The sequence below is a fragment of the Bacillus sp. PDNC022 genome, from assembly GCF_016919285.1.
In the GTDB taxonomy this organism is placed as follows: Bacteria; Bacillota; Bacilli; order Bacillales; family Bacillaceae; genus Bacillus; species Bacillus safensis.
The window spans coordinates 204,898-228,319 of sequence record NZ_CP070345.1; the positions used below are offsets into that span (position 1 = coordinate 204,898).

General features: G+C 42.7%; 20 protein-coding genes and 1 riboswitch. Of the genes, 18 read left to right on the top strand and 2 right to left on the bottom strand.

Annotated features, from left to right (window positions below; genetic code table 11):
* The first annotated feature begins 61 nt into the window (after positions 1-61).
* From JVX94_RS01120 to pheT, 3 genes are all read left to right on the top strand, one after another.
* Entirely contained in the window at positions 62-805 is a 744-nt protein-coding gene (locus tag JVX94_RS01120; protein ID WP_197198346.1) for a TrmH family RNA methyltransferase, read from the top strand.
* 376 nt (positions 806-1,181) lie between these two features.
* Entirely contained in the window at positions 1,182-2,216 is a 1,035-nt protein-coding gene (pheS, locus tag JVX94_RS01125; protein ID WP_039180518.1) for a phenylalanine--tRNA ligase subunit alpha, read from the top strand.
* Between the two features lie 15 nt (positions 2,217-2,231).
* Positions 2,232-4,646 carry a phenylalanine--tRNA ligase subunit beta gene (gene pheT / locus JVX94_RS01130; RefSeq protein ID WP_205184301.1) on the top strand — a complete coding sequence of 805 codons (2,415 nt, stop codon included), beginning with the start codon at positions 2,232-2,234 and terminating at the stop codon, positions 4,644-4,646.
* A gap of 36 nt (positions 4,647-4,682) precedes the next feature.
* On the opposite strand, the gene rnhC is transcribed toward pheT, so the two are convergent.
* A complete protein-coding gene (gene rnhC, locus JVX94_RS01135) occupies positions 4,683-5,606 on the bottom strand; it encodes a ribonuclease HIII (protein ID WP_205184303.1) in 924 nt (307 codons plus the stop codon).
* 134 nt (positions 5,607-5,740) lie between these two features.
* Here rnhC and zapA point away from each other — a divergent pair, with 134 nt between their 5' ends.
* From zapA to JVX94_RS01210, 15 genes are all read left to right on the top strand, one after another.
* Positions 5,741-5,998, top strand: a complete 258-nt coding sequence (gene zapA, locus JVX94_RS01140) for a cell division protein ZapA (RefSeq protein WP_012010831.1) — start codon at positions 5,741-5,743, stop codon at positions 5,996-5,998.
* Between the two features lie 7 nt (positions 5,999-6,005).
* Positions 6,006-6,539 carry a CvpA family protein gene (locus JVX94_RS01145; protein WP_205184306.1) on the top strand — a complete coding sequence of 178 codons (534 nt, stop codon included), beginning with the start codon at positions 6,006-6,008 and terminating at the stop codon, positions 6,537-6,539.
* Between the two features lie 114 nt (positions 6,540-6,653).
* Positions 6,654-8,366, top strand: coding sequence for a DNA polymerase/3'-5' exonuclease PolX (gene polX / locus JVX94_RS01150; protein WP_205184308.1), 1,713 nt, complete (start codon positions 6,654-6,656; stop codon positions 8,364-8,366).
* A 21-nt stretch (positions 8,367-8,387) separates the two neighbouring features.
* Positions 8,388-10,745: an endonuclease MutS2 gene (locus JVX94_RS01155; RefSeq protein WP_205185488.1), complete on the top strand. Its 2,358-nt coding sequence runs from the start codon at positions 8,388-8,390 to the stop codon at positions 10,743-10,745.
* Between the two features lie 14 nt (positions 10,746-10,759).
* A complete protein-coding gene (locus JVX94_RS01160; protein WP_008345990.1) occupies positions 10,760-11,164 on the top strand; it encodes a DUF350 domain-containing protein in 405 nt (134 codons plus the stop codon).
* A gap of 161 nt (positions 11,165-11,325) precedes the next feature.
* The gene (locus JVX94_RS01165; protein WP_205184311.1) at positions 11,326-11,781 is read left to right on the top strand and encodes an immunity 63 family protein; all 456 of its coding nucleotides are present in this window, start codon (positions 11,326-11,328) and stop codon (positions 11,779-11,781) included.
* A gap of 99 nt (positions 11,782-11,880) precedes the next feature.
* On the top strand, positions 11,881-13,599 hold the full coding sequence (locus tag JVX94_RS01170; protein WP_205184314.1) for an AMP-binding protein: 1,719 nt from the start codon (positions 11,881-11,883) through the stop codon (positions 13,597-13,599).
* Positions 13,600-13,767: 168 nt separating this feature from the next.
* A complete protein-coding gene (locus JVX94_RS01175) occupies positions 13,768-14,352 on the top strand; it encodes a fatty acid metabolism transcriptional regulator FadR (protein WP_024423221.1) in 585 nt (194 codons plus the stop codon).
* 26 nt (positions 14,353-14,378) lie between these two features.
* Positions 14,379-15,158: an enoyl-CoA hydratase gene (locus tag JVX94_RS01180; RefSeq protein WP_095409239.1), complete on the top strand. Its 780-nt coding sequence runs from the start codon at positions 14,379-14,381 to the stop codon at positions 15,156-15,158.
* 31 nt (positions 15,159-15,189) lie between these two features.
* Positions 15,190-15,963: an electron transfer flavoprotein subunit beta/FixA family protein gene (locus JVX94_RS01185; RefSeq protein WP_048239049.1), complete on the top strand. Its 774-nt coding sequence runs from the start codon at positions 15,190-15,192 to the stop codon at positions 15,961-15,963.
* Positions 15,964-16,006: 43 nt separating this feature from the next.
* Positions 16,007-16,984 carry an electron transfer flavoprotein subunit alpha/FixB family protein gene (locus JVX94_RS01190; RefSeq protein ID WP_095409238.1) on the top strand — a complete coding sequence of 326 codons (978 nt, stop codon included), beginning with the start codon at positions 16,007-16,009 and terminating at the stop codon, positions 16,982-16,984.
* A gap of 75 nt (positions 16,985-17,059) precedes the next feature.
* The gene (locus JVX94_RS01195) at positions 17,060-18,538 is read left to right on the top strand and encodes an alpha-N-arabinofuranosidase (protein ID WP_144484901.1); all 1,479 of its coding nucleotides are present in this window, start codon (positions 17,060-17,062) and stop codon (positions 18,536-18,538) included.
* A 246-nt stretch (positions 18,539-18,784) separates the two neighbouring features.
* On the top strand, positions 18,785-19,099 hold the full coding sequence (gene trxA, locus JVX94_RS01200) for a thioredoxin (RefSeq protein ID WP_007501629.1): 315 nt from the start codon (positions 18,785-18,787) through the stop codon (positions 19,097-19,099).
* 139 nt (positions 19,100-19,238) lie between these two features.
* Positions 19,239-21,011: an excinuclease ABC subunit UvrC gene (gene uvrC, locus JVX94_RS01205; RefSeq protein WP_024423216.1), complete on the top strand. Its 1,773-nt coding sequence runs from the start codon at positions 19,239-19,241 to the stop codon at positions 21,009-21,011.
* A 61-nt stretch (positions 21,012-21,072) separates the two neighbouring features.
* A riboswitch (Lysine riboswitch) is annotated at positions 21,073-21,250 on the top strand.
* A 133-nt stretch (positions 21,251-21,383) separates the two neighbouring features.
* A complete protein-coding gene (locus JVX94_RS01210) occupies positions 21,384-22,619 on the top strand; it encodes an aspartate kinase (protein WP_095409235.1) in 1,236 nt (411 codons plus the stop codon).
* A gap of 153 nt (positions 22,620-22,772) precedes the next feature.
* Here the strand turns inward: JVX94_RS01210 and JVX94_RS01215 are convergent, their stop codons facing one another.
* A complete protein-coding gene (locus JVX94_RS01215; RefSeq protein ID WP_024423214.1) occupies positions 22,773-23,216 on the bottom strand; it encodes a YslB family protein in 444 nt (147 codons plus the stop codon).
* Positions 23,217-23,422: the final 206 nt, after the last annotated feature.

The window sequence follows — 23,422 nt, forward strand, 5'->3', positions numbered from 1 at the left end:
TTTATTATGTAGTGTGCATGAGATATAATAAATTCATGATAATTAAAGGAGTTAACGTCGCTTGAAATATATAGAATCAGCTAAAAACACAAACATTAAACAGTGGAAAAAGCTCCATACGAAAAAAGAAAGAACAAAAACGGGGCTGTTCCTCGTTGAGGGAATACACTTAGTCGAAGAAGCACTAAAGAGCGGGATCGTGAAGGAATTAATGGTCACCTCTCCCGATATGCTTCCTTCTCATATCCAGCCTGACATTGAGCTGTATGAACTGAGCGAAGAGGCCTTTTCTGCCATGACAGAAACGGAAACGCCTCAGCACATTGCCGCGGTCTGTGCAGTTCCAGTTTTTGAAGAAAAGAAGGTTGAACGGCTTCTTCTATTAGACGCAGTACAGGACCCGGGGAATTTAGGCACACTCATTCGGACAGCAGATGCCGCTGGTCTTGATGCTGTGATCTTAGGAGAAGGAACAGTTGATGCATTTAACGGAAAAACGCTTCGTTCGGCACAAGGGTCTCATTTTCACCTGCCTATCTTAAAGCAAACCCTTCAACAGGCGATCACCGAACTGAAAGAACGAGGCATACCTGTATACGGAAGTGCTTTAAAAGATGCGAAAGAGTATAAAAGCGTAACGGCAGAAGGTCCGTTTGCATTAATTGTTGGAAATGAAGGAGCAGGTATTGATCCAGCGATTCTGCAAATGACAGACCAAAATTTATATGTGCCAATGTATGGGCAGGCAGAATCATTAAATGTCGCTGTTGCAGCCGCTGTTCTTGTCTATCATTTGCGTGGATAATGTTGCAACATGCGTTCATTTTCACTATAATGAAACTAATATTTTAAAAACCATGATAGAGGAAGATTGTTTCAAGAAGCGGCCTTATAGGGAGAATGCATCGTAGACTGAAAGTGCATTTAAGGAATGCTGAAACAGGAATTCACCTCTGGAGTTGTCACCGGGACCGCAGGTTTTGCGTAAAGGTGAACCGGATTCGTTTGATTCCGTTATGTCAATGAAGCTTATTCGCACATGCATTTGTGCTTAACAAGGGTGGTACCGCGACCACAACTCGTCCCTTCTTTTATGGAGGAACGGGTTTTTTTATTGTCTTCAAACGATCAAACAGCCGTTTATCCGAGCGGTTTTGTATATCAAAAGGAGGATTACACTCATGCAAGAAACGTTAAAACAGCTTGAAACAGAGGCGATAGCGAAGGTTGAAGCAGCTAGCTCGCTCAAAGAGGTCAATGACATTCGTGTTCAATACTTAGGGAAAAAAGGACCGATTACAGAAGTACTTCGCGGAATGGGCAAGCTCTCCGCAGAAGAAAGACCGAAAATGGGTGCACTCGCAAACGAAGTAAGAGAGCAGATTGCTGGTGCCATTGCTGAAAAAAATGAACAGCTGGAAGCAGAAGAAGTGAAGAAAAAACTTGCCTCTCAAACGATCGATGTTACATTGCCGGCAAGTCCAATCAAAATGGGAGCAAGACATCCATTAACGATAGTTGTCGAAGATATTGAAGATTTATTTATTGGAATGGGCTATACCGTTGAGGAAGGTCCTGAGGTGGAAACGGATTATTATAACTTTGAAGCATTGAATCTTCCAAAGGAGCATCCGGCACGTGATATGCAGGACAGCTTCTATATTACTGAAGATACATTAATGAGAACACAAACATCACCAGTGCAAGCACGTACACTTGAGAAATATAAAGGACAAGGTCCTGTGAAGATCATCTGTCCTGGGAAAGTATATAGACGTGACAGTGATGACGCGACTCATTCACATCAATTTATGCAAATTGAAGGGCTTGTCGTCGATCACAATATTAGCATGAGTGATCTAAAAGGAACGCTGGAGACAGTCGCAAGAAAAATGTTTGGTGAAGATCGTGAAATTAGACTGCGTCCAAGCTTTTTCCCATTCACAGAACCATCTGTCGAAGTCGATGTGTCTTGCTTTAAATGCGGCGGGAAGGGCTGCTCTGTATGTAAAGGAACAGGCTGGATTGAGATTTTAGGTGCAGGAATGGTTCATCCGAATGTCCTGAAAATGAGCGGGTTTGATCCAGAAACTTACCAAGGCTTTGCTTTTGGAATGGGTGTGGAACGAATCGCGATGCTGAAATACGGCATTGATGATATTCGCCATTTCTACACAAATGACATTAGATTCACAAAGCAATTCAAGCAGGACTAAGAGGAGGAAATCAACATGTTTGTTTCATATAAATGGTTAGAAGACTATGTCGATTTAGAAGGCATCAAGCCGGATGAATTAGCAGAAAAAATCACAAGAAGCGGAATTGAAGTGGAAGCCGTTGAATATAAAGGTGAAGGCATCAAAGGAGTTGTCGTTGGACACGTCATTGAACGTGAACAGCATCCGAATGCGGATAAATTAAACAAATGTCTTGTTGATATCGGCGAAGAGGCACCAGTGCAAATTATTTGCGGGGCTCCGAATGTGGATAAAGGACAGTATGTGGCCGTCGCAACGGTTGGCGCAGTTCTTCCTGGCAATTTTAAAATTAAAAAAGCAAAACTGCGCGGTGAAGAGTCTCATGGCATGATTTGTTCTCTGCAAGAATTAGGCGTAGAGAGCAAGCTCGTACCAAAAGAATATGCAGAAGGCATCTTTGTTTTCCCGAATGACGTGAAACCAGGGGATGATGCCCTTCAAGCACTTCAATTAGATGATGCGGTACTTGAGCTTGGATTAACACCAAACCGTGCCGATGCCCTGAATATGCTGGGTGTCGCTTATGAGGTTGCCGCCATTTTAGGAAGAGACATCAAGCTTCCTGATACGGCGCATGACACTTCTTCTGAAAAAGCAGCAGACTATATTTCTGTTAAAATTGAGGATCAAGAAGCGAATCCACTTTATGCAGCGAAGATCATTAAAAATGTAAAGGTTGGACCAGCACCGCTTTGGATACAAACAAGATTGATGAATGCAGGCATCCGTCCAATTAACAACGTCGTGGATATTACAAACTTTGTACTGCTTGAATATGGCCAGCCGCTTCATGCCTTTGATTATGACCGCTTTGGTTCAAAGCAGGTGGTCGTTCGTAAAGCGTCTGACAGCGAAATCATTCAAACACTCGATGAGCAAGAGCGTACATTGTCATCAAAGCATCTTGTCATCACGAATGGAACGAAAGCGCACGCGGTAGCAGGCGTCATGGGCGGCTTTGAATCAGAGGTACGAGATGAGACGACAACGATTCTTTTAGAAGCGGCATATTTCAACGGTCAAACAGTCCGTCAAGCATCTAGAGACCTTGGACTTCGCAGTGAATCAAGCACACGATTTGAAAAAGGACTCGATCCGCAGCGTACGAAGCCGGCAGCAGAAAGAGCAGCTCAATTGATCAGCTTGTATGCAGGCGGTGAAGTACTAAGCGGTACAGTTGAGGAAAATCACCTTGAAGCAAGTATGAATGTCATTCACGTATCAACTGAGCGTGTGAACAAGGTGCTTGGAATGAGCATTTCAAAAGAAGATATGATTCAGATTTTCAACAAACTAGGCTTCACAGTGGGCGAATCAAATGATGTTCTTGTCGTAACGGTTCCTTCCCGCAGAATGGATATTACGATTGAAGAAGACCTCATTGAAGAAGTCGCAAGATTATACGGCTACGATAATATTCCATCTACACTGCCTGCGACAGCTGGCACTGTTGGCGGTCTCACGCCATACCAAGTGAAGCGCAGAAAGGTAAGACGTTTCTTAGAGGGCGCAGGACTTTCTCAAGCGATTACGTATTCATTGACGAATCAGCATAAGTCCACAGCTTTTGCCCTGCATCCAGCTTATGAAACGAGACTTTCTCTGCCAATGAGTGAGGAACGCAGTGTGCTAAGACAAAGTCTTCTGCCAAACTTACTTGATTCTGTAGCATATAACTTGGCAAGACAAGCTGATTCATTTGGATTTTATGAAACAGGCTCTGTGTTCTTAGCAGAAGCTGAAGGAGCAAAACCAGTGGAAAAAGAACATGTCGCTGGTGCGCTGACAGGCTTATGGCATAAAAATCTTTGGCAGGGCGAGAAAAAAGCCGTTGATTTTTATGTAGCAAAAGGAATTGCTGAAGGATTGTTCGAAAAGCTTGGTGTGTCAGACCAAATCACTTATGTTCAAGCAGAACGTGAGGGTCTACACCCAGGGCGAACAGCAGATGTTCATTTAAATGGTCAAGTCATTGGCTTTGTTGCCGCACTGCATCCAGTCGTTGAAAAAGAATTGGATTTAAAAGAAACGTATGTCTTCGAGTTTGATTTAACAGATGTGATGACATCTGAAACGAAGGATATGAAATATACAGCGATTCCGAGATTCCCTGCTGTGACAAGAGATATCGCACTTGTTGTCGATCAGCATATCTCAAGCGGACAGCTGGAGCGTGTGATCTATGAAGCAGGCGGCCAGCTGCTCACAGACCTATCTGTATTTGATGTGTACGAAGGGGAACATATGGAAGAAGGCAAAAAATCTGTTGCATTCTCTCTTCAATATTTAAACCCTGAACAAACGTTGACCGAGGAAGAAGTCACAGCTGTTCATACAAAAGTATTGAAAGCACTAGAAGATACGTATCAAGCCGTCTTACGCGGTTAAAGAAAAAAGCTAAGGCCTTATGGGCCCTAGCTTTTTTTATAACATTTTTTTCGCTTTTTGTGTGTTGGCAAAATGCAGCTTTGTAAATTGACGTAAAGCATCTTCACCATGCAGCTTGATGAGCTTGGCGGCTGCCTTGTCTACATGAGGACCGGCTCCTTTTGGAATGTCAAAGCCTGCAGCCTGTGATAATTTGTCCATTTCAATTAAAAAGGCGTACCTTGCGATAATGGAAGCCGCAGCGACTGACAAATGGATGCCCTCTGCTTTTGTACTAAAGTACGTCCGCTCCCGAATGATTTTTTTTCCAGCAAGATGCTTGAAATAAATGCCTGGTTCTGCAAATTGGTCAATCAAAATGGCCTCAGGCTGCTGTCCGCCCAGTTTTTCTAGCACAGAGGTGATGACTTGATTATGAAGCAGTGCCTTCATTTTTCCTTGACTCATGCCCTTTTCCTGCATGGTATTGTACTTTTCATTTCGGAGAACGAGAAGGCTGAACGGAATGGTTTTGATGAGATCCTTGGCAATGTTGATAATTTGCGGGTCCTTTAATCCTTTTGAGTCTTTTACGCCAAGCTCTTTCATTAAAGCAAGCTGGCTGGCATCAACATAGGCCGCACAGACTGTGATCGGTCCGAAATAATCACCTGTACCTACTTCATCTGAACCGATGACCGACATGGAAGCAATGCCGGGCGGGGGACTGTATTTTGTGACAGCAGGTGCTTTTTGACTTTTCGTATCAGATGCTTGTAAATGGCTGAATTGACTGGCTTCAGCTTCTGCCTTTTGTCCTTGAAAGAGCACTTTCCCAGATCGATAGGCTGTAATCGTACAGCCAGGGACTTTTGCTTGAAAGAGGGCGCCTGGCGGCAAAGTGTCTGTTAAATGGTGCGCATACGCGCTCTTCATCTTTTTGAGGTCTTCTGATGTTGCTTTTAAAACGGATTGGGGCACAGTGGATAACTCCTTTTTACCTTGATATCATTGATTTCTAAAGTGTACCATAACAGGGAAGGGCTCGTCTTTCCATTCAATGTCTAAACATGTTATGATAGAGACTAGGATTCTCGTGGAATGGAGGAGAAACGTTGTCTGACGGCGGTAAAACGAAAACAACAGTTGAGATTTACGGACAGTCCTATACGATCATCGGACAAGAAACGAAGATGCATATGCGACATGTTGCGTCAATTGTTGATGATAAAATGAGAGAAATAAATGAAAAAAATCCATACCTTGATATAAACAAATTAGCTGTACTGACAGCAGTCAATGTCGTCCACGACTACTTGAAATTAAAAGAGCAATACGAAAAATTAGAGATTCAGCTAAAAGAAAAGGAATGAAATTACCGTGATCGATATCATCATTTTGTTTTTGCTTCTTATGGGAACGCTTGTCGGTCTAAAACGCGGGTTTATTCTTCAATTTATTAAATTGATCAGCTTTGTTGTTTCTATCTTAGTGGCTTCCATGTTTTATCAGTCACTGGCACCACAGCTTACGTGGATTCCGGCACCTAATTTTAGCGGCGGTCAACCGCAGCTCGCTTTCTTTAGTGGGAATCTAGAAACAGCTTATTATAATACCATTGCGTTTATCATTCTGTTTATCTTGACCAAAATCCTGCTCGCCATCATTGGCGGATTGCTCACAACCATTGCAAGTATACCTGTGATTAAACAGGTGAACAAATTGCTTGGCGGTGTTTTAGGATTTCTTGAAACTTATTTATTTGTGTTTATTCTATTGTTTGTCGCTGCATTACTTCCATTAGATGCGCTGCAAACAATGATGAGCAAATCAATGTTAGCAGATGTGATCGTAAACAACACCCCTTACCTGTCCGGTCTTGTCAAAGACCTATGGTCGACGTATGGAGTTTAAAAACTTCTCCTTTCCTGGAGAAGTTTTTTCTCATTCCATGACAGAAAGTTGTAGGATGAAGGGAAAGTTTGTATATTTATATAGGAAGATGCCAAAGCGGCTGGAGGATGAGAGATGAATAAAAAAGATATTATCAAACTTCTTGAAACAATTGCAGTATATATGGAACTAAAAGGAGATAATCCTTTTAAAATTTCTGCCTTTCGTAAAGCAGCAGCGGCACTGGAACAAGACGACCGCAGCCTTTCTCAAATAGATGATCTATTAGCATTACCCGGCATTGGAAAAGGAACCTTTGCTGTGATCACAGAGTATATCGAAAAAGGACAATCAGAAACACTCGAACAATTAAAAAAAGAAGTGCCTGAAGGACTTGTCCCGCTCTTAAAATTGCAAGGGCTTGGCGGGAAGAAGATTGCTAAGCTTTACCAAGAGCTTGGTGTCCATGATGCACAGTCGTTAAAGGAAGCATGCGAAGCGGAAAAAGTACAAGCGCTTGCAGGCTTCGGTAAAAAAACAGAAGAAAAGATTCTCGCTGCTCTTGAGGAGGCTGGAAAACAGCCAGAACGACTGCCAATTGGCTTTGCATTAGATGTGGCAGAGCGGATTGATCATGCGCTTGAACAGATGAAGGGTATTCTTCGTTTTTCAAGAGCTGGCAGTTTAAGACGTGCACGGGAAACTGTCAAAGATTTAGATTATATCATCGCGACTGACAATCCTGAACAAGTCAGAGAGCAGCTCGTTGCACTTGATGATGTCAAAGACGTCATCGCAAGCGGTGATACGAAGGTATCTGTCATTCTTGCCCTTGATTTTGAGATCAGTGTAGACTTCCGGCTTGTGACAACAGACCAATTTGCAACAACGCTGCACCATTTTACTGGCTCAAAAGATCACAATATTCGCATGCGTCAACTGGCAAAGGAACGCGGAGAGCGTATTAGTGAATATGGTGTGGAAACAATTGAAACTGGAGAAGTAAAAACGTTTGAAGACGAGGCTGCTTTTTATGCGCATTTTCAACTTCCGCTCATTCCGCCAGAAATTCGTGAAACCGGAGCGGAAATTGATACGTATAAAGAAAGTATGCAATTTGTAGAGTTAAAAGATATTAAAGGCGACCTTCATATGCACTCGACTTGGAGTGACGGCGCATTTTCTATTCGCGAAATGGCAGAGGCATGTATCGCAAAAGGCTATGAATACATGGCGATTACAGACCACTCGCAATATTTAAAAGTAGCAAACGGTTTAACAAAAGAACGTTTACGTCTGCAAGCAAAAGAAATTGACAAGCTGAATCAAGAATTCGAGCATTTTCACATTTTCAAAGGGGTCGAAATGGATATTCTCCCGGATGGATCATTAGATTATGATGATGACTTTTTAGCAGACATGGATTTTGTGATTGCGTCTATCCATTCGAGCTTTTCTCAGCAAGAGGAAGTCATAATGGAGCGCCTTGAAAATGCTCTGCGGAATCATCATGTGGATTTAATTGCACACCCAACAGGCCGTTTGATCGGCAGGCGGGACGGCTATGCCTTAAATATAGATCAGCTTATAGAGCTTGCGAAGAAAACGGGAACTGCACTAGAGCTGAACAGCAACCCGTCAAGACTTGATTTGAAAACAGAGCATTTAATGAAAGCAAACGAAGCAGGTGTGAACATCATGATCAATACAGATGCGCACAATATCACCATGCTGGATCATATGGAAGTTGGTGTAACAGCTGCAAGAAAAGGCTGGACACCAAAAGCAAATGTCGTGAATACTTTTTCTCTAAACGAGATCAAAAAGTTTTTAACGCGTGACAGGTAGTCGTTAGGAGGCTGGACCATGCTGCAACAAAAAGTGTTAGCATCATTAGAATTTCATAAAGTAAAAGAAAAAGTCATGTCCTATACCGCATCCTCATTAGGAAAAGAAAGAGCGCAGGATTTAACGCCGCTGACGGATATAGAAACCATTCAGCATTTGCTGGAAGAGGTATCAGAAGCCCAGGATGTTATCCGTTTAAAGGGATCGGCGCCATTTGGCGGGCTGACGGATATTAGACGCGGGGTCAAACGGGCAGAAATCGGCAGTACATTAAGCCCGTCTGAACTCATGGAAATTGCAGCGCTGTTATACACTGCGAAAAATATGAAGCACTTTCTCACGTCCCTGTATGAAGATGGTGTAGACATACCGCGCCTTCATACATATGCAGAGACGCTGATATTACTGCCTGAAGTCAGAAAAGAAATCGAAAGCTGTATCGGTGATAATGGAGAAGTGCTTGATCATGCAACTCCGGCGCTACGAACAATACGTACGCAATTACGTTCTTTAGAATCAAAAGTTCGAGATAAATTAGAATCCATGATTCGCTCACAATCTGCTTCAAAAATGCTGTCAGACACGATTGTCACCATTCGTAATGATCGGTTCGTGATTCCAGTAAAGCAGGAGTACCGCTCGAATTACGGCGGAATTGTTCACGATCAGTCATCATCTGGGGCAACTCTTTTTATCGAGCCGCAAGTGGTCGTGGATTTAAATAACACCTTGCAGCAAACCCGTTTAAAAGAAAAACAAGAGGTCGAAAAGATCCTTCAAATGCTGACAGCGAGCGTGTCAGAACATATTGAGGAACTGCTTCACAATGTAAAGGAGCTCCAGACGTTAGATTTTATTTTTGCTAAAGCCAAATATGCAAAGGCAGAAAAAGCCACAAAGCCTGCTGTGAACGATCAAGGGGAGATTTATTTAAAGCGGGCAAGACATCCACTATTGCCTAGGGATCAGGTTGTGGCAAATGACATTGAACTCGGCAAAGATTTTTCAACCATCGTCATTACTGGACCAAATACAGGAGGTAAGACAGTTACCTTAAAAACGCTTGGTCTTCTTACCCTGATGACGCAGGCGGGGCTTCATATCCCAGTTGAAGAAGGCTCGGAAGTGGCTGTTTTTGATCAAGTCTTTGCTGATATTGGAGACGAGCAGTCCATTGAGCAAAGCTTGAGTACGTTCTCATCTCATATGGTCAATATTGTAGATATCTTAAAGAATTTGACATCTAACTCACTCGTGTTATTTGATGAATTAGGGGCAGGAACAGACCCTGCTGAAGGTGCGGCACTAGCTATGAGTATCTTAGATGAGGTGCATCAAACAAATGCACGCGTCATCGCAACGACTCATTATCCTGAGCTGAAGGCATACGGATATAACCGAGAAGGTGTCACAAATGCGAGCGTGGAGTTTGACATTGAAACCTTATCACCAACGTACCGCTTGCTCATCGGTGTGCCCGGACGAAGTAATGCATTTGAAATTTCTAAACGTCTTGGTTTACCGGATCACCTCATTGACCGGGCAAAAGCGGATATGCATGCTGAACATAATGAAGTAGACCAAATGATTGCTTCATTAGAAGACAGCAAGAAACAAGCAGAAGAAGAGCTGCATGAGACAGAAGTCTATAGAAAAGAAGCAGAAAAACTTCATAAAGAATTACAGAGACAAATTCTTGAATGGAATGAGCAAAAGGATAAACTGCTTGAAGAAGCTGAACAAAAAGCGGCAGAAAAAGTTGAACAAGCCTCAAAAGAAGCAGAAGGCATCATTCAAGAGCTTCGGTCGATAAAAAATGAGCATCGCTCATTCAAAGAGCATGAACTCATCGATGCGAGAAAACGTCTTGAAGAAGCAGTCCCTGAGTTTGACCGGAAGAAAAAGCCAGAGCCGGTGAAAAAAGCAGCAAGACAGCTAAAATCAGGCGACGAAGTGAAAGTGCTCACCTTCGGGCAAAAAGGAACGCTGCTTGAACAAACAGGTGACAAAGAATGGAGTGTCCAAATGGGCATTCTAAAAATGAAAGTAAAAGAAAAAGACATGGAATTTATCAAATCAGCACCTGAATTTAAGCAGGAGAAAGCCATTACAGCAGTCAAAGGAAAAGACTATCATGTATCACTTGAGCTCGACTTAAGGGGAGAGCGTTATGAAAATGCCTTAAGCAGAGTCGAGAAATATTTAGATGATGCTGTCTTAGCTGGTTATCCGCGTGTGTCGATCATTCATGGAAAAGGAACTGGCGCCCTTAGAAAAGGGGTTCAGGAATTATTGAAACAGCACCGAAGTGTGAAAAATGCTCGTTTTGGGGAACAAGGCGAGGGAGGATCAGGCGTCACCATCGTCGAATTAAAGTAAAAAGGAGAAAACGCATGAAAGCCTTTTGGGAAAATGAACTTGTGGAAATTGCCGCCTATTACAGCGTGGCCGTCCTATGTCTTGTCTTATTTCTAACCATTTTTGAACTCGTTACCTCCTATAAAAACTGGGAAGAGATCCAGCGGGGGAACTTAGCTGTTGCCATGGCAACAGGCGGAAAGATCTTTGGGATTGCGAATGTGTTTCAGCATTCTATTGCACAGCACAATTCCCTTCTGCAAATGATTGGATGGGGCGTATACGGCTTTGTGATGCTGCTTGTCAGCTATTTCATTTTTGAATTTTTAACACCACGATTTAAAGTAGACAAAGAGATTGAGAATGATAATAGAGCGGTCGGGTTTATTTCACTCATTATTTCAGTTGGGCTGTCTTATGTAGTAGCAGCCGGCATTTAAGGAGACGACATGGAAAAGCTAGCAAAAGTATTAATCGTAGTTGCCTGCACTTTTGCGGTCATTGGTGCCGTTTACATGTTCCTGTGAAATGAAGAAGACAAAGTTAGAAAGCTGTCAGGGGTCCCTTGGCAGCTTTTATCTCATCAAAGGCGGCGAATCACATGAAGCAAATTCTGCAAAAAGACGAACTCATAAAGCGCATTGATACTTGTCTCCAAATGACTTCCCTGCCAAGAGACATATATGAACCGTATATAGCACGTCCATTTCAAACGAATGGATTTTTTGATGATTTGAGCCCTTATGTTCAAATCGATTCGAGTGGCTATATTCTCATTCAATATGAACGAGGAATTCAAATGCTGCATAAAAGAACAAAAGCGGCGGATGAAGTCATTTACTGGATTTTAGAAGACACGATCTTTCTCACGGTCTACATAGACATGATGAGGCAGTATCAAGTCGACAACATTCAGACGCATTTACCGAATGATCCGAGTATCCATCAACAGATCGTGGAGAGAGTAAATGAGTCATTTCGTGCAATTGGTGGATTATATGAACAGTGGCATCATGAAGGAAAAAGAGCATCAATCGAAACACCGGTAAAGAAGTAAAGATGTCTTGGAACCAAGCTCTATTTGAAAAAAGCAAACTGCCTTAAGGAAAAGTTTGCTATAATAAAATGGTACGAAAGTTCAGGAAGGAGGGTTTTTATGCAGTCAGATAAACGTTGGCTTCTGCATTACCCGAATCAAATTCCCCACGAACTCACCATCCCAAATGAGACGTTACAATCTTACTTATTCAGCTCCGCAGAGGCTGCACCTGAGCATACAGCCATTCATTTTCTAGGAAAAAACATCACCTATGAACAGCTCAAGGAAGACGCATTGAAACTAGCTGGTCATCTGATGAAAATTGGCGTGAAAAAAGGTGACAGAGTAGCGATCATGCTGCCAAACTGTCCTCAATCGATCATTTCTTATTATGCTGTATTAATTGCAGGCGGCATCGTTGTTCAAACGAACCCGCTTTATACGGAGAAAGAATTGGCATATCAAATGGAGGACAGCGGCTCAAAAGTGTTGATTACATTGGATTTATTGTATCCAAAGGCCTATAAAATGAAAGCGCTGACAAGTATGGAGCACTTGATCATCACCAAACTACAGGATTATTTACCATTTCCGAAAAACATTCTATTTCCTATCGTCCAAAAAAGAAAAAATAAAATGGTCATCCAAGTAGAGAAAAGTGACACCATTCATCACTTCTCACAAATTATGAGAGATTCATCAGGGGAACAGATCCCGGCGATTGCCTTTGAACCGAAAGAGGATGTCGCTGTTTTGCAATATACAGGCGGAACGACCGGTTTACCAAAAGGGGTCATGCTCACGCATACAAATATTTTTGCGAATACTGAAATGTGCGCTTCTTGGATGTATAAAACGACAAGAGGAAAAGAACGAATCCTTGGCATCATTCCGTTTTTTCATGTATACGGAATGACGACCGTATTAAATCTTGCTGTCAAAGAAGGGCATCAAATGATTCTACTTCCACGCTTTGACGTAGCTGATACCCTTAAAACGATTGAAAAACAGAAACCGACACTCTTTCCAGGTGCACCAACCATGTATATTGCCTTGCTGCATCATCCGAACATTGAAAAATATGACCTGTCGTCCATCACTGCATGTTTAAGCGGCTCGGCGGCTCTTCCTGTTGAAGTCAAACAGAGCTTTGAAAAATTAACAGGAGGACGTTTAGTGGAGGGGTATGGTCTTTCAGAAACCTCACCAGTGACTCATTCTAACTTTTTATGGGGGGCGAACAAAACAGGCAGCATTGGCTGTCCATGGCCTGGGACAGATGCAGGCATTTATTGCGAGGAAACCGGTGGCCTCAAAGAACCATATGAGCACGGAGAAATTATCGTCAAAGGGCCGCAGATCATGAAAGGCTACTGGAATCAGCCAGAGGAGACAGCAGCTGTATTAAGAGATGGATGGTTTTTCACCGGAGATATTGGGTATATGGATGAGGACGGTTTTTTCTATATCGTTGACCGGAAAAAAGATGTCATTATTGCGAGCGGTTATAATATTTACCCAAGAGAGGTCGAAGAAGCCCTTTACGAGCATGAGCTTGTACAAGAAGTCGTTGTCGCAGGCATACCAGATCCTTATAGAGGAGAAACAGTAAAAGCGTTTGTTGTGCCGAAAAAGGATGCTTATATAACAGAGGATGAACTCGATCGCTTTGTGAGAACGAGAATTGCTTCATTTAAAGTACCGCGCGTGTATGAATTTAAAGAATCACTGCCTAAAACGGCCGTCGGAAAAATTTTGCGCCGAGTATTAATTGAAGAAGAAAAAAGAAAGCACGCCGTATCATCTGAGACACCTGTCGATCAATCGAAGAACTAACGACCTTCATCATCCGGTCAAGCGGCCGGATGATTTGAATGATGACTGTCTGCTCTGGTATGATAAAGGTTGAAAAGAAAGAAGAAGAGCTCTTGACAAATCACCCGTTTCTTTTTAACATTAAGTTATGAATGAATGCTCATTCAATTTAGAAAGGGACGAAGCACATTGAAGCAGAAAAGACCGAAGTACATGCAAATTATTGATGCAGCAGTTGTAGTGATTGCAGAGAATGGCTATCATCAATCACAAGTTTCAAAGATTGCAAAACAAGCAGGGGTGGCAGACGGAACCATTTATCTCTACTTCAAAAACAAAGAGGATATTCTCATCTCATTGTTCAAAGAAAAAATGGGACAATTCATCGAACGGATGGAGACAGATATTCAAAAGAAGCCGTCTGCAAAAGAAAAGCTTCTACTGTTGATTGAGGAGCATTTTCGCATGCTGGCGCAAAATCATCATTTGGCTCTTGTGACACAGCTTGAACTCAGGCAGTCAAACCTTGAGCTGCGGCAAAAAATCAATGAGGTGCTAAAAGGGTATTTAAATATGCTCGAGTCGATTTTAACAGAAGGAAAGAAAACAGGAGAATTTAGACAAAATTTAGATGTCCGCTTAGCGAGACAAATGGTATTTGGGACGATTGATGAAACCGCAACAACATGGGTCATGAATGATCAAAAGTATGATCTGCCTGCACTCGCAGAAAATGTACATGATCTACTGTTAAACGGAATACATCAATCCTAAAGACAATGTGAAAAAGGATGATTGACATGGAAAAAATACTCAGCTTACATCATGAAGGACAGACAGCGCTCATCACGATTCAGAACCCACCTGCAAATGCCTTATCCTCTCAGCTGCTCACAGAGCTTAATGACATGTTCGATGAGCTCGAACAGAATGAAGAAGTAAGAGCGATTGTGATCCACGGAGAAGGCAGATTCTTCTCAGCAGGTGCTGATATTAAAGAATTTACGACTTTACAGGAAGAGTCTGATTATGCAAGCCTCGCTGATAGAGGACAGCAAGTCTTTGAGCGGATTGAACAATGTCCAAAACCAGTCATTGCCTCGATTCACGGAGCAGCATTAGGTGGAGGCCTTGAGCTTGCCATGTCTTGTGATATCCGAATCGCAACAAAAGATGCGAAGCTTGGACTGCCAGAACTAAACCTTGGCATTATTCCAGGATTCGGCGGCACGCAGCGCCTACCGCGCTACGTTGGTTCTGCTAAAGCGCTTGAAATGATGGGAACAGCTGAACCGATTACAGGTGAAGAAGCATTTACGTGCGGCCTTGTTACAAAGCTGGCAGAAACAGAGGAAGAAGCGCTCGCAGCGGCTAAAACACTTGCAGGGAAATTTGCAGCGAAAAGCCCAAAATCACTTGAATATGTGCTTGATTTATTGAACGCAACAAAATTGTATTCATATGACGGAGGAATGAAGCTGGAAGCCAAAAAATTTGGTGAGGTTTTCCAATCAAATGACGCCAAAGAAGGCATCCAGGCCTTTATCGAAAAACGCAAACCGAACTTTAAAGGGGAATAAGGGATAAGTACGACACAAGGGGGAGAAATAAATGAATATATTTGTTTTGATGAAGCGTACGTTTGACACGGAAGAGAAAATTTCTATTCAGTCTGGTGCAATTCAAGAAGATGGAGCAGAGTTCATTATTAATCCTTATGACGAGTATGCCATTGAAGAAGCCATTCAGCTTCGCGATGAGCACGGGGGAGAAGTGACCGTTGTGACAGTTGGCGGTGAGGATGCGGAGAAACAGCTGAGAACAGCACTTGCTATGGGCTGTGACAGGGCCGTCTTATTAAACGTCGAAGATGACCTAGAAGAGTGGGACCAATATTCAGCTTCTACCATTCTTTATCACTATTTAAAAGACAAAGAGGCTTCCTTAATCTTAGCAGGGAATGTAGCAATTGACGGCGGCTCTGGACAGGTAGCCCCGCGTCTTGCTGAATTACTTGGCTTTTCATATGTAACAACAATAACAAGTATTCAAATTGACGGTAGCTCTGCGTCGATTGAACGAGATGCAGAGGGTGATGTGGAAGTCATTTCTGCCGAACTCCCGCTTGTCGTCACAGCGCAGCAAGGACTCAATGAGCCCCGCTATCCATCATTACCAGGCATTATGAAGGCAAAGAAAAAGCCTTTAGAAGAATTGGAACTTGATGATTTAGATCTAGATGAAGATGATGTACCATATAAAATCAAAACAATTGAACGTTTCTTACCGGAGAAAAAAGAGGGTGGCAAGGTGCTGAGCGGCGAGCTTCAGGATCAAGTCAAAGAACTGACAGATCTACTCAGAAATGAAGCAAAAGTCATCTAAACATCCACTTTACGATATCACGAGAAAAAGGGGGAGCTTGAAGATGAGTAAAAAAGTTGTTGTACTTGGAGAAAGTCGTGACGGTAAGTTAAGAAATGTGACATTTGAAGCCATTGCTGCCGCTCACAAAGTGGCAGATGGCGGTGAGGTCATTGGCGTGTTAATAGGGGATGACGTCAAAGACCAAGCAGATGAACTGCTTTACTATGGAGCGGATCACGTGATGATTGTGGAGCATCCGCACCTTTCATATTATACGTCAGATGGTTTTGCGCAGGCGCTTCAAGCCATATTAGATCAGGTTGATCCGGATGCTGTGCTCTTTGGCCATACGTCGATCGGAAAAGACTTGTCGCCGAAAATAGCCGCACGTCTGCAGACTGGCTTGATTTCAGATGCGATCGATGTAAGCGTTACCGGAGAACATCTTGTTTTCACTAGACCGATTTACTCTGGGAAAGCCTTTGAAAAAGTCATTTCGACAGACCGTCTGCTTCTAGCAACCATCCGGCCAAACAACGTGGCACCACTTGAACGGGATGCGTCACGAGGCGGAGAAGTCACACCGGTTCCTGTCGATATTCAGAACCTTCGGACGATCGTGAAGGAAGTCATTAAAAAAACGTCAGAAGGTGTAGATTTATCTGAAGCAAAGGTCATTGTTGCTGGAGGGCGCGGGGTTAAGAGCAAGGAAGGCTTTGAACCGCTGAATGAACTCGCTGAGACGCTGGGGGCAGCAGTCGGAGCCTCCCGCGGCGCCTGTGACGCTGACTATTGCGATTATGCCTTGCAAATTGGTCAAACGGGAAAAGTCGTCACACCTGATCTTTATATTGCATGCGGGATATCAGGAGCGATTCAGCATTTAGCGGGAATGTCTAACAGTAAAGTCATTGTAGCAATTAACAAAGACCCAGAAGCTGAAATTTTCAAAATCGCCGATTACGGAATCGTCGGTGACTTGTTTGAAGTGGTACCGCTTTTGAATGAAGAGTTAAAAAAGATGAATATCCACTCGTAACGCTCATACACTCAGAATGCCTAGGTATTCTGGGTTTTTTTGTATGTGATCAAGCAGAAAAGGAGCGGTTGACAAGTGAAGGGGACAGTAAAAGTCAATGACGTGATCGGACGCATTTCTAAACACATTTATGGGCACTTTCAGGAGCATTTAGGGAGAGGGATTTATGACGGGATTTGGGTAGGGAAAGACTCAGAGATTGATCATATTGAAGGGATTCGTACCGATGTGCTGAAGGCCCTTCAAGCATTACATATTCCGGTGCTGAGGTGGCCGGGGGGCTGCTTCGCAGACGAGTATCACTGGGCAAATGGTGTAGGTGATCTGAGTGAACGAAAGCCGATGGTCAATACCCATTGGGGTGGTACGGTTGAATCCAATGCATTTGGAACGCATGAATTTATGGCATTGTGTGAGCTGCTTGAATGTGAGCCATACATTTGCGGCAATGTGGGGAGCGGTTCTGTTCAAGAATTAGCCGATTGGGTCGAATACATGACATTTCCAAAAGGGACACCTATGTCAGACTGGCGCATTAAAAACGGAAAACAAGAACCTTGGAAGCTGACCTATGTTGGTGTAGGCAATGAAAGCTGGGGCTGCGGCGGGAATATGACGCCAGAATACTATGCAGATTTATATAAACGCTATCAAACGTACGTAAGAGAGTTTGCAGGGCAGCGTATTTACAAAATCGCCTGCGGCGCAAACTCAAATGACGTGAATTGGACGAAAGTATTGATGGAGCGGGCCGCACCGTGGATGGATGGGCTCAGTTTACATTATTACACCGTACCTGGTACATGGGAAAAGAAAGGATCAGCGACTGAATTCGATGAGGATGAATGGTTTATCACGCTGAAAAAAGCCTATGAAATGGAACGGCTTGTCAAAGACCATGGAGAAATCATGGATCGTTATGACCCAGACAAGCGAATCGGGATGATCATTGATGAATGGGGGACATGGTATGATCCAGAGCCTGGTACAAATCCTGGGTTTTTGTACCAGCAAAACACATTAAGAGATGCCCTTGTGTCCGCCCTCCATTTTCATATTTTTCATCGCCATTGCGAGCGGATTCACATGGCAAATATAGCTCAGACAGTCAATGTGCTGCAAGCGATGGTATTAACAAAGGACGAAAAGATGCTTCTGACGCCTACGTATCATGTATTTCACATGTTTCAAGTGCATCAAGAGGAAGAAGCGCTTGAAGTGGAGTTCGTTTCACCGCCGTATGAACGAAGAGGTGAAAAAATTCCTCAGGTCAGTGTGTCAGCCTCGCGTTCATCAGGTAAGATGCATATTAGCTGCTGTCATCTGAATCCGCATAAACAAACAGAGATATCCCTTGCCATTGAAGGGATTGATGAACAAACGAAAGTCACTGGACGTGTGCTGACGGCAGATCGCATGAATGCGCATAATACATTCGATGATCCTCATTCTGTTCAGCCAAAAGACTTTCAGCAAATGACTGTAAAGTCCGGCGAATTAACGGTAGAGCTGCCGCCAATGTCAGTGGTCATGATAACTGTCGACCTCGCTTGATTGCATATTTCGATGTTTGATGAGAAGAATGTTGGGGCATCATACATTGTAAATGAAGCGGAAAGGGTGTCATGTCATATGCTTAGAACCATTCTAATGATCATCGGTGCGATTGTTGTTATTGGTGCGATTATACGGTTTGTTTTTTAATTCATTTCCTAAAAAATGATTCGTAAGCATTTCATTCGCAAGTCACATTGGTAGATGCTATACTAAAAAGCATAATTTACATTGGAGGAATGAATAATGGCAATCGTAAAAGCGACTGACGCAACATTTTCACAAGAAACTGCAGAGGGTGTTGTTCTTGCAGACTTTTGGGCACCATGGTGTGGACCTTGTAAAATGATTGCTCCAGTTCTTGAAGAACTTGATCAAGAAATGGGCGACAAAATGAAAATTGTAAAAATTGATGTAGACGATAACCAAGAAACTGCTGGTAAATACGGCGTTATGAGTATCCCAACACTTCTTGTTTTAAAAGACGGTGAAGTTGTAGAAACTTCTGTTGGTTTCAAACCAAAAGAAGCACTTGCTGAGCTTGTCAACAAACATCTATAAAGCGATCCATGCCCAAGCGGCATAATCATTGAAGCGGTTCTCGTAAAGACGAGAGCCGCTTTTCTTTCAATATGGTATAAAACAAATGTTCGTGATACACTAGAAGGAGTGAAAGAGGAAAACAAGGACGGATGAAAATATGAACAAACTAATCAAAGAAAAGCTGTCAGTCCTGCCGGATCAACCAGGCTGTTATTTAATGAAAGATAGACAAAATACGATCATTTATGTGGGAAAAGCAAAGGTTTTAAAAAACAGGGTGCGCTCTTATTTCACTGGATCACATGATGCCAAAACGCAGCGGCTTGTCAGTGAAATTGAAGATTTTGAATACATTGTCACCTCTTCTAATATCGAGGCGCTCATTTTAGAGCTGAATTTAATCAAAAAATATGACCCAAAATACAATGTCATGCTCAAGGATGACAAGACGTATCCTTTTATAAAAATTACGAATGAACGCCATCCTAAGCTGATCGTCACCCGCAATGTAAAAAAGGACAAAGGAAAATATTTCGGTCCATACCCAAACGTACAAGCAGCTCGAGAAACGAAAAAGCTGCTCGACCGCTTATATCCACTGAGAAAATGCGCCACCCTTCCTGACCGCGTCTGTCTTTATTATCATCTTGGACAATGTCTTGCGCCATGTGTGTATGACATTTCTGAGGAAACGAATAAGCAGCTCGTGGACGAAATCACAAGGTTTCTAAACGGAGGACATCAGCAAATCAAAAAAGAACTCACCGAAAAGATGCAGGAAGCTGCTGAGAATTTAGAGTTTGAACGGGCAAAAGAACTAAGAGACCAAATCGCTTATATCGACTCAACGATGGAAAAACAGAAAATGACGATGAGTGATTTATCAGATCGAGATGTCTTTGCCTATGCCTATGATAAAGGCTGGATGTGTGTCCAAGTTTTCTTTATAAGACAGGGGAAATTGATTGAACGTGATGTCAGCTTGTTCCCTATGTATCAGGACCCTGAGGAAGAGTTCCTCACGTTTATGGGGCAATTTTATGAAAAGAACAACCATTTTCTGCCGAAGGAAATTTTGGTGCCGGACAGTGTCGATCAAGAGATGATTGAGCAATTGCTTGAAACGAACGTTCACCAGCCGAAAAAAGGAAAGAAAAAGGATTTACTTTTACTTGCCCATCAAAATGCCAAGATCGCCTTAAAAGAAAAATTTTCGCTCATTGAGCGTGATGAAGAGCGGACAATTGGTGCGGTGAAGCAGCTCGGGGATGCGCTTAATATTTATATGCCATACAGAATCGAGGCATTTGATAACTCAAATATTCAAGGAGCAGACCCGGTTTCTGCCATGGTCGTCTTTCAGGACGGGAAGCCCTATAAAAAGGAATACCGAAAATACAAAATTAAAACCGTCTCAGGACCAGATGATTATGCATCCATGCGTGAAGTCATTAGAAGACGATATACCCGCGTGTTAAAGGATGAACTGCCCCTGCCAGATTTAATTTTAATTGACGGAGGAAAAGGACAGATCAACGCAGCCATCGATGTGCTTGAAAATGAATTGAATCTGTCTGTCCCGGTCGCAGGTCTTGTAAAAGATGAAAAACACCGGACTTCAAATCTCATGATGGGAGATACACTCGAAATTGTTGCGTTGGAGCGGAATAGTCAGGCTTTTTACTTATTGCAGCGCATTCAAGATGAAGTGCACCGGTTCGCCATTAGCTTTCACCGGCAGCTGCGCGGAAAAAATGCATTTCAGTCTATTTTAGACGATGTACCAGGTATCGGAGAAAAGCGTAAAAAGCAGCTCCTCAAACATTTTGGCTCTGTGAAAAAGATGAAAGAAGCCTCTATCCAAGATTTTCAGGAGGCTGGCATTCCGAAACAGACGGCTGAACTTTTAATGGAAGCATTAAAAAAATAGATTGTACTTTTTCCAAAAGTCTGTTAAGATGTGACTAATTTAATAAATGAACGTGTTGTTTGTTGAAGATAGAGGTGCGAACTTCAAGAGTAAGCCTTCGGAGATCGATGGGATCTAAGAAGAGGGCTGAAAGGGGAGCGTCGCCGAAGTGAATAAAATCCACTCATTTTATTCGCTGGCTGTACATTGAAGAAATGTAGGGCTGTCAAGAATTGATTTCTTGGAGGGCTATCTCATTGTTTGCATCGTTTAATGATGATTTTAAAGCAATGGGAGATTTGTTCTCTCATTGTTTTTTTATTTGCGGTGAGCGGGCATTCTCCAAAGCTGCCTCTTCTCTCACACGTGAACTTTTGAAAAAGGGTGGTAGACATGGGACTTATTGTACAAAAATTTGGCGGAACTTCCGTTGGGTCGACAGAAAAAATTCGCAATGCCGCAGAGAGAGTGATCGCTGAACGCGAGGCAGGACATGATGTGGTTGTGGTTGTCTCAGCGATGGGCAAATCAACGGATGTTCTAGTAGACCTAGCGAAAGAACTCACAGACGATCCAAGCAAAAGAGAAATGGATATGCTACTCGCAACTGGTGAGCAAGTGACCATTTCATTATTATCGATGGCGCTCCAAAGAAGAGGCTATGATGCCATTTCCTTTACAGGCTGGCAGGCTGGTATGAAAACAGAGCACGTACACGGAAACGCAAGAATTGTGGACATTGATGAATCAAGAATAAAAGATGAATTAAGTGCGGGGAAAGTCGTTGTTGTGGCAGGCTTCCAAGGAATTGCAGATGACTTACATATCACAACACTTGGACGCGGCGGATCAGATACGACTGCTGTGGCACTGGCTGCCGCACTAAAAGCTGATAAATGTGATATTTACACAGATGTACCAGGAGTTTTTACAACAGATCCGCGTTATGTATCATCTGCACGGAAACTTGCAGGTATTTCATACGATGAGATGCTTGAGCTGGCTAATTTAGGAGCTGGGGTCCTGCATCCAAGAGCTGTTGAATTTGCGAAAAATTATCAAGTCCCGCTAGAAGTCCGTTCTAGTATTGAAAATGAATCGGGTACGTTAATTGAGGAGGAATCATCCATGGAACAAAATTTAGTCGTCAGAGGCATCGCATTTGAAGATCAGATTACACGTGTGACGGTGTGCGGGCTTTCAAGCGGTTTAACAACATTATCGACCATCTTTACGACGCTTGCGAAACAGAATATCAATGTTGATATCATCATTCAGTCTGTCACAAGCACCAATCAAACGTCGATCTCTTTCTCTGTCAAAACGGATGATTTGTCCAAAACAGTTGAAGTATTAGAAGAATATAAAGGGGCGCTTGGCTACGAGCAGATTGAGACAGAAAGCAAATTAGCGAAAGTATCCATCGTGGGATCTGGAATGGTCTCAAACCCAGGCGTAGCAGCTGAAATGTTCGCTGTGTTAGCACAAAAAGACATTCAAGTGAAAATGGTCAGTACGTCTGAAATCAAAGTCTCAACAGTGGTCGGCCGTGATGATATGGTCAAAGCGGTTGAAGCGCTGCATGATGCGTTTGATTTATCAAAGGTAAGCGCCGCTGCTCATTCTTAAAAAGGTAAAGAGGTGATCTCATGAAAGAGGATCGCCTCTTTTTCTATATGGAATCGGCTGAAACGTGCGTAAACCCATTCATTAAGTATGCTATGATAGATGAAGACATATAAAAAAGGCGTGACACGAAGTCCACGCCTTTCATAAGCATTGTTAGCTAGGGTCTCTTAAATCCCATTTAACGGTTAAAATGACTTTCTCAGCACGCTTTTTCACTTGTTCATAGGATTCAGCCACGTGCTCATTTAGAAGCTGAATTTGTTCAGCAATAAAACCGGCTTCCATCTGAAAGCATGGCTCCTTTTGATAGGTGAGTCGATTGGATACTAGTGGACCTTCGAGCTCAAACTCAATTTCCTGTTTTTTCGAATGGACCATTGTGAGAGTCCCCCATCCGGCATCATGGAAAAATTCGGGGATCTTCTCCCATGACTCTTGAGGAAATTTACGAGCAAGCAGTTTACCCGCAAAATACATCATAGATGAATGGTCCTGACCAAGAATATCTGGCAGCAGAACTTCGCGTATCAGCTCGTAGGCAAATCCATTGACTTCAATTTCTTTTAGCTGTTCTAAGTTAGATTCGAATTTATTCATTGTACGGCTCCCCTCTTTCAACAATTTATTATAGCTTATGTGGGCATATGATGACAGAGTTTTCTCTGAAGTCTAAGAAATTCTTATTGTAGTAAAACGAATTTTGATTTAAAACTTTTAAATTTCGGAAAATTTTAATTTATGTACGCGGTTTCTTGACGCTTTTTTGACATAGGAGTAAAATGAAATTGTCAATAAATTTGAAT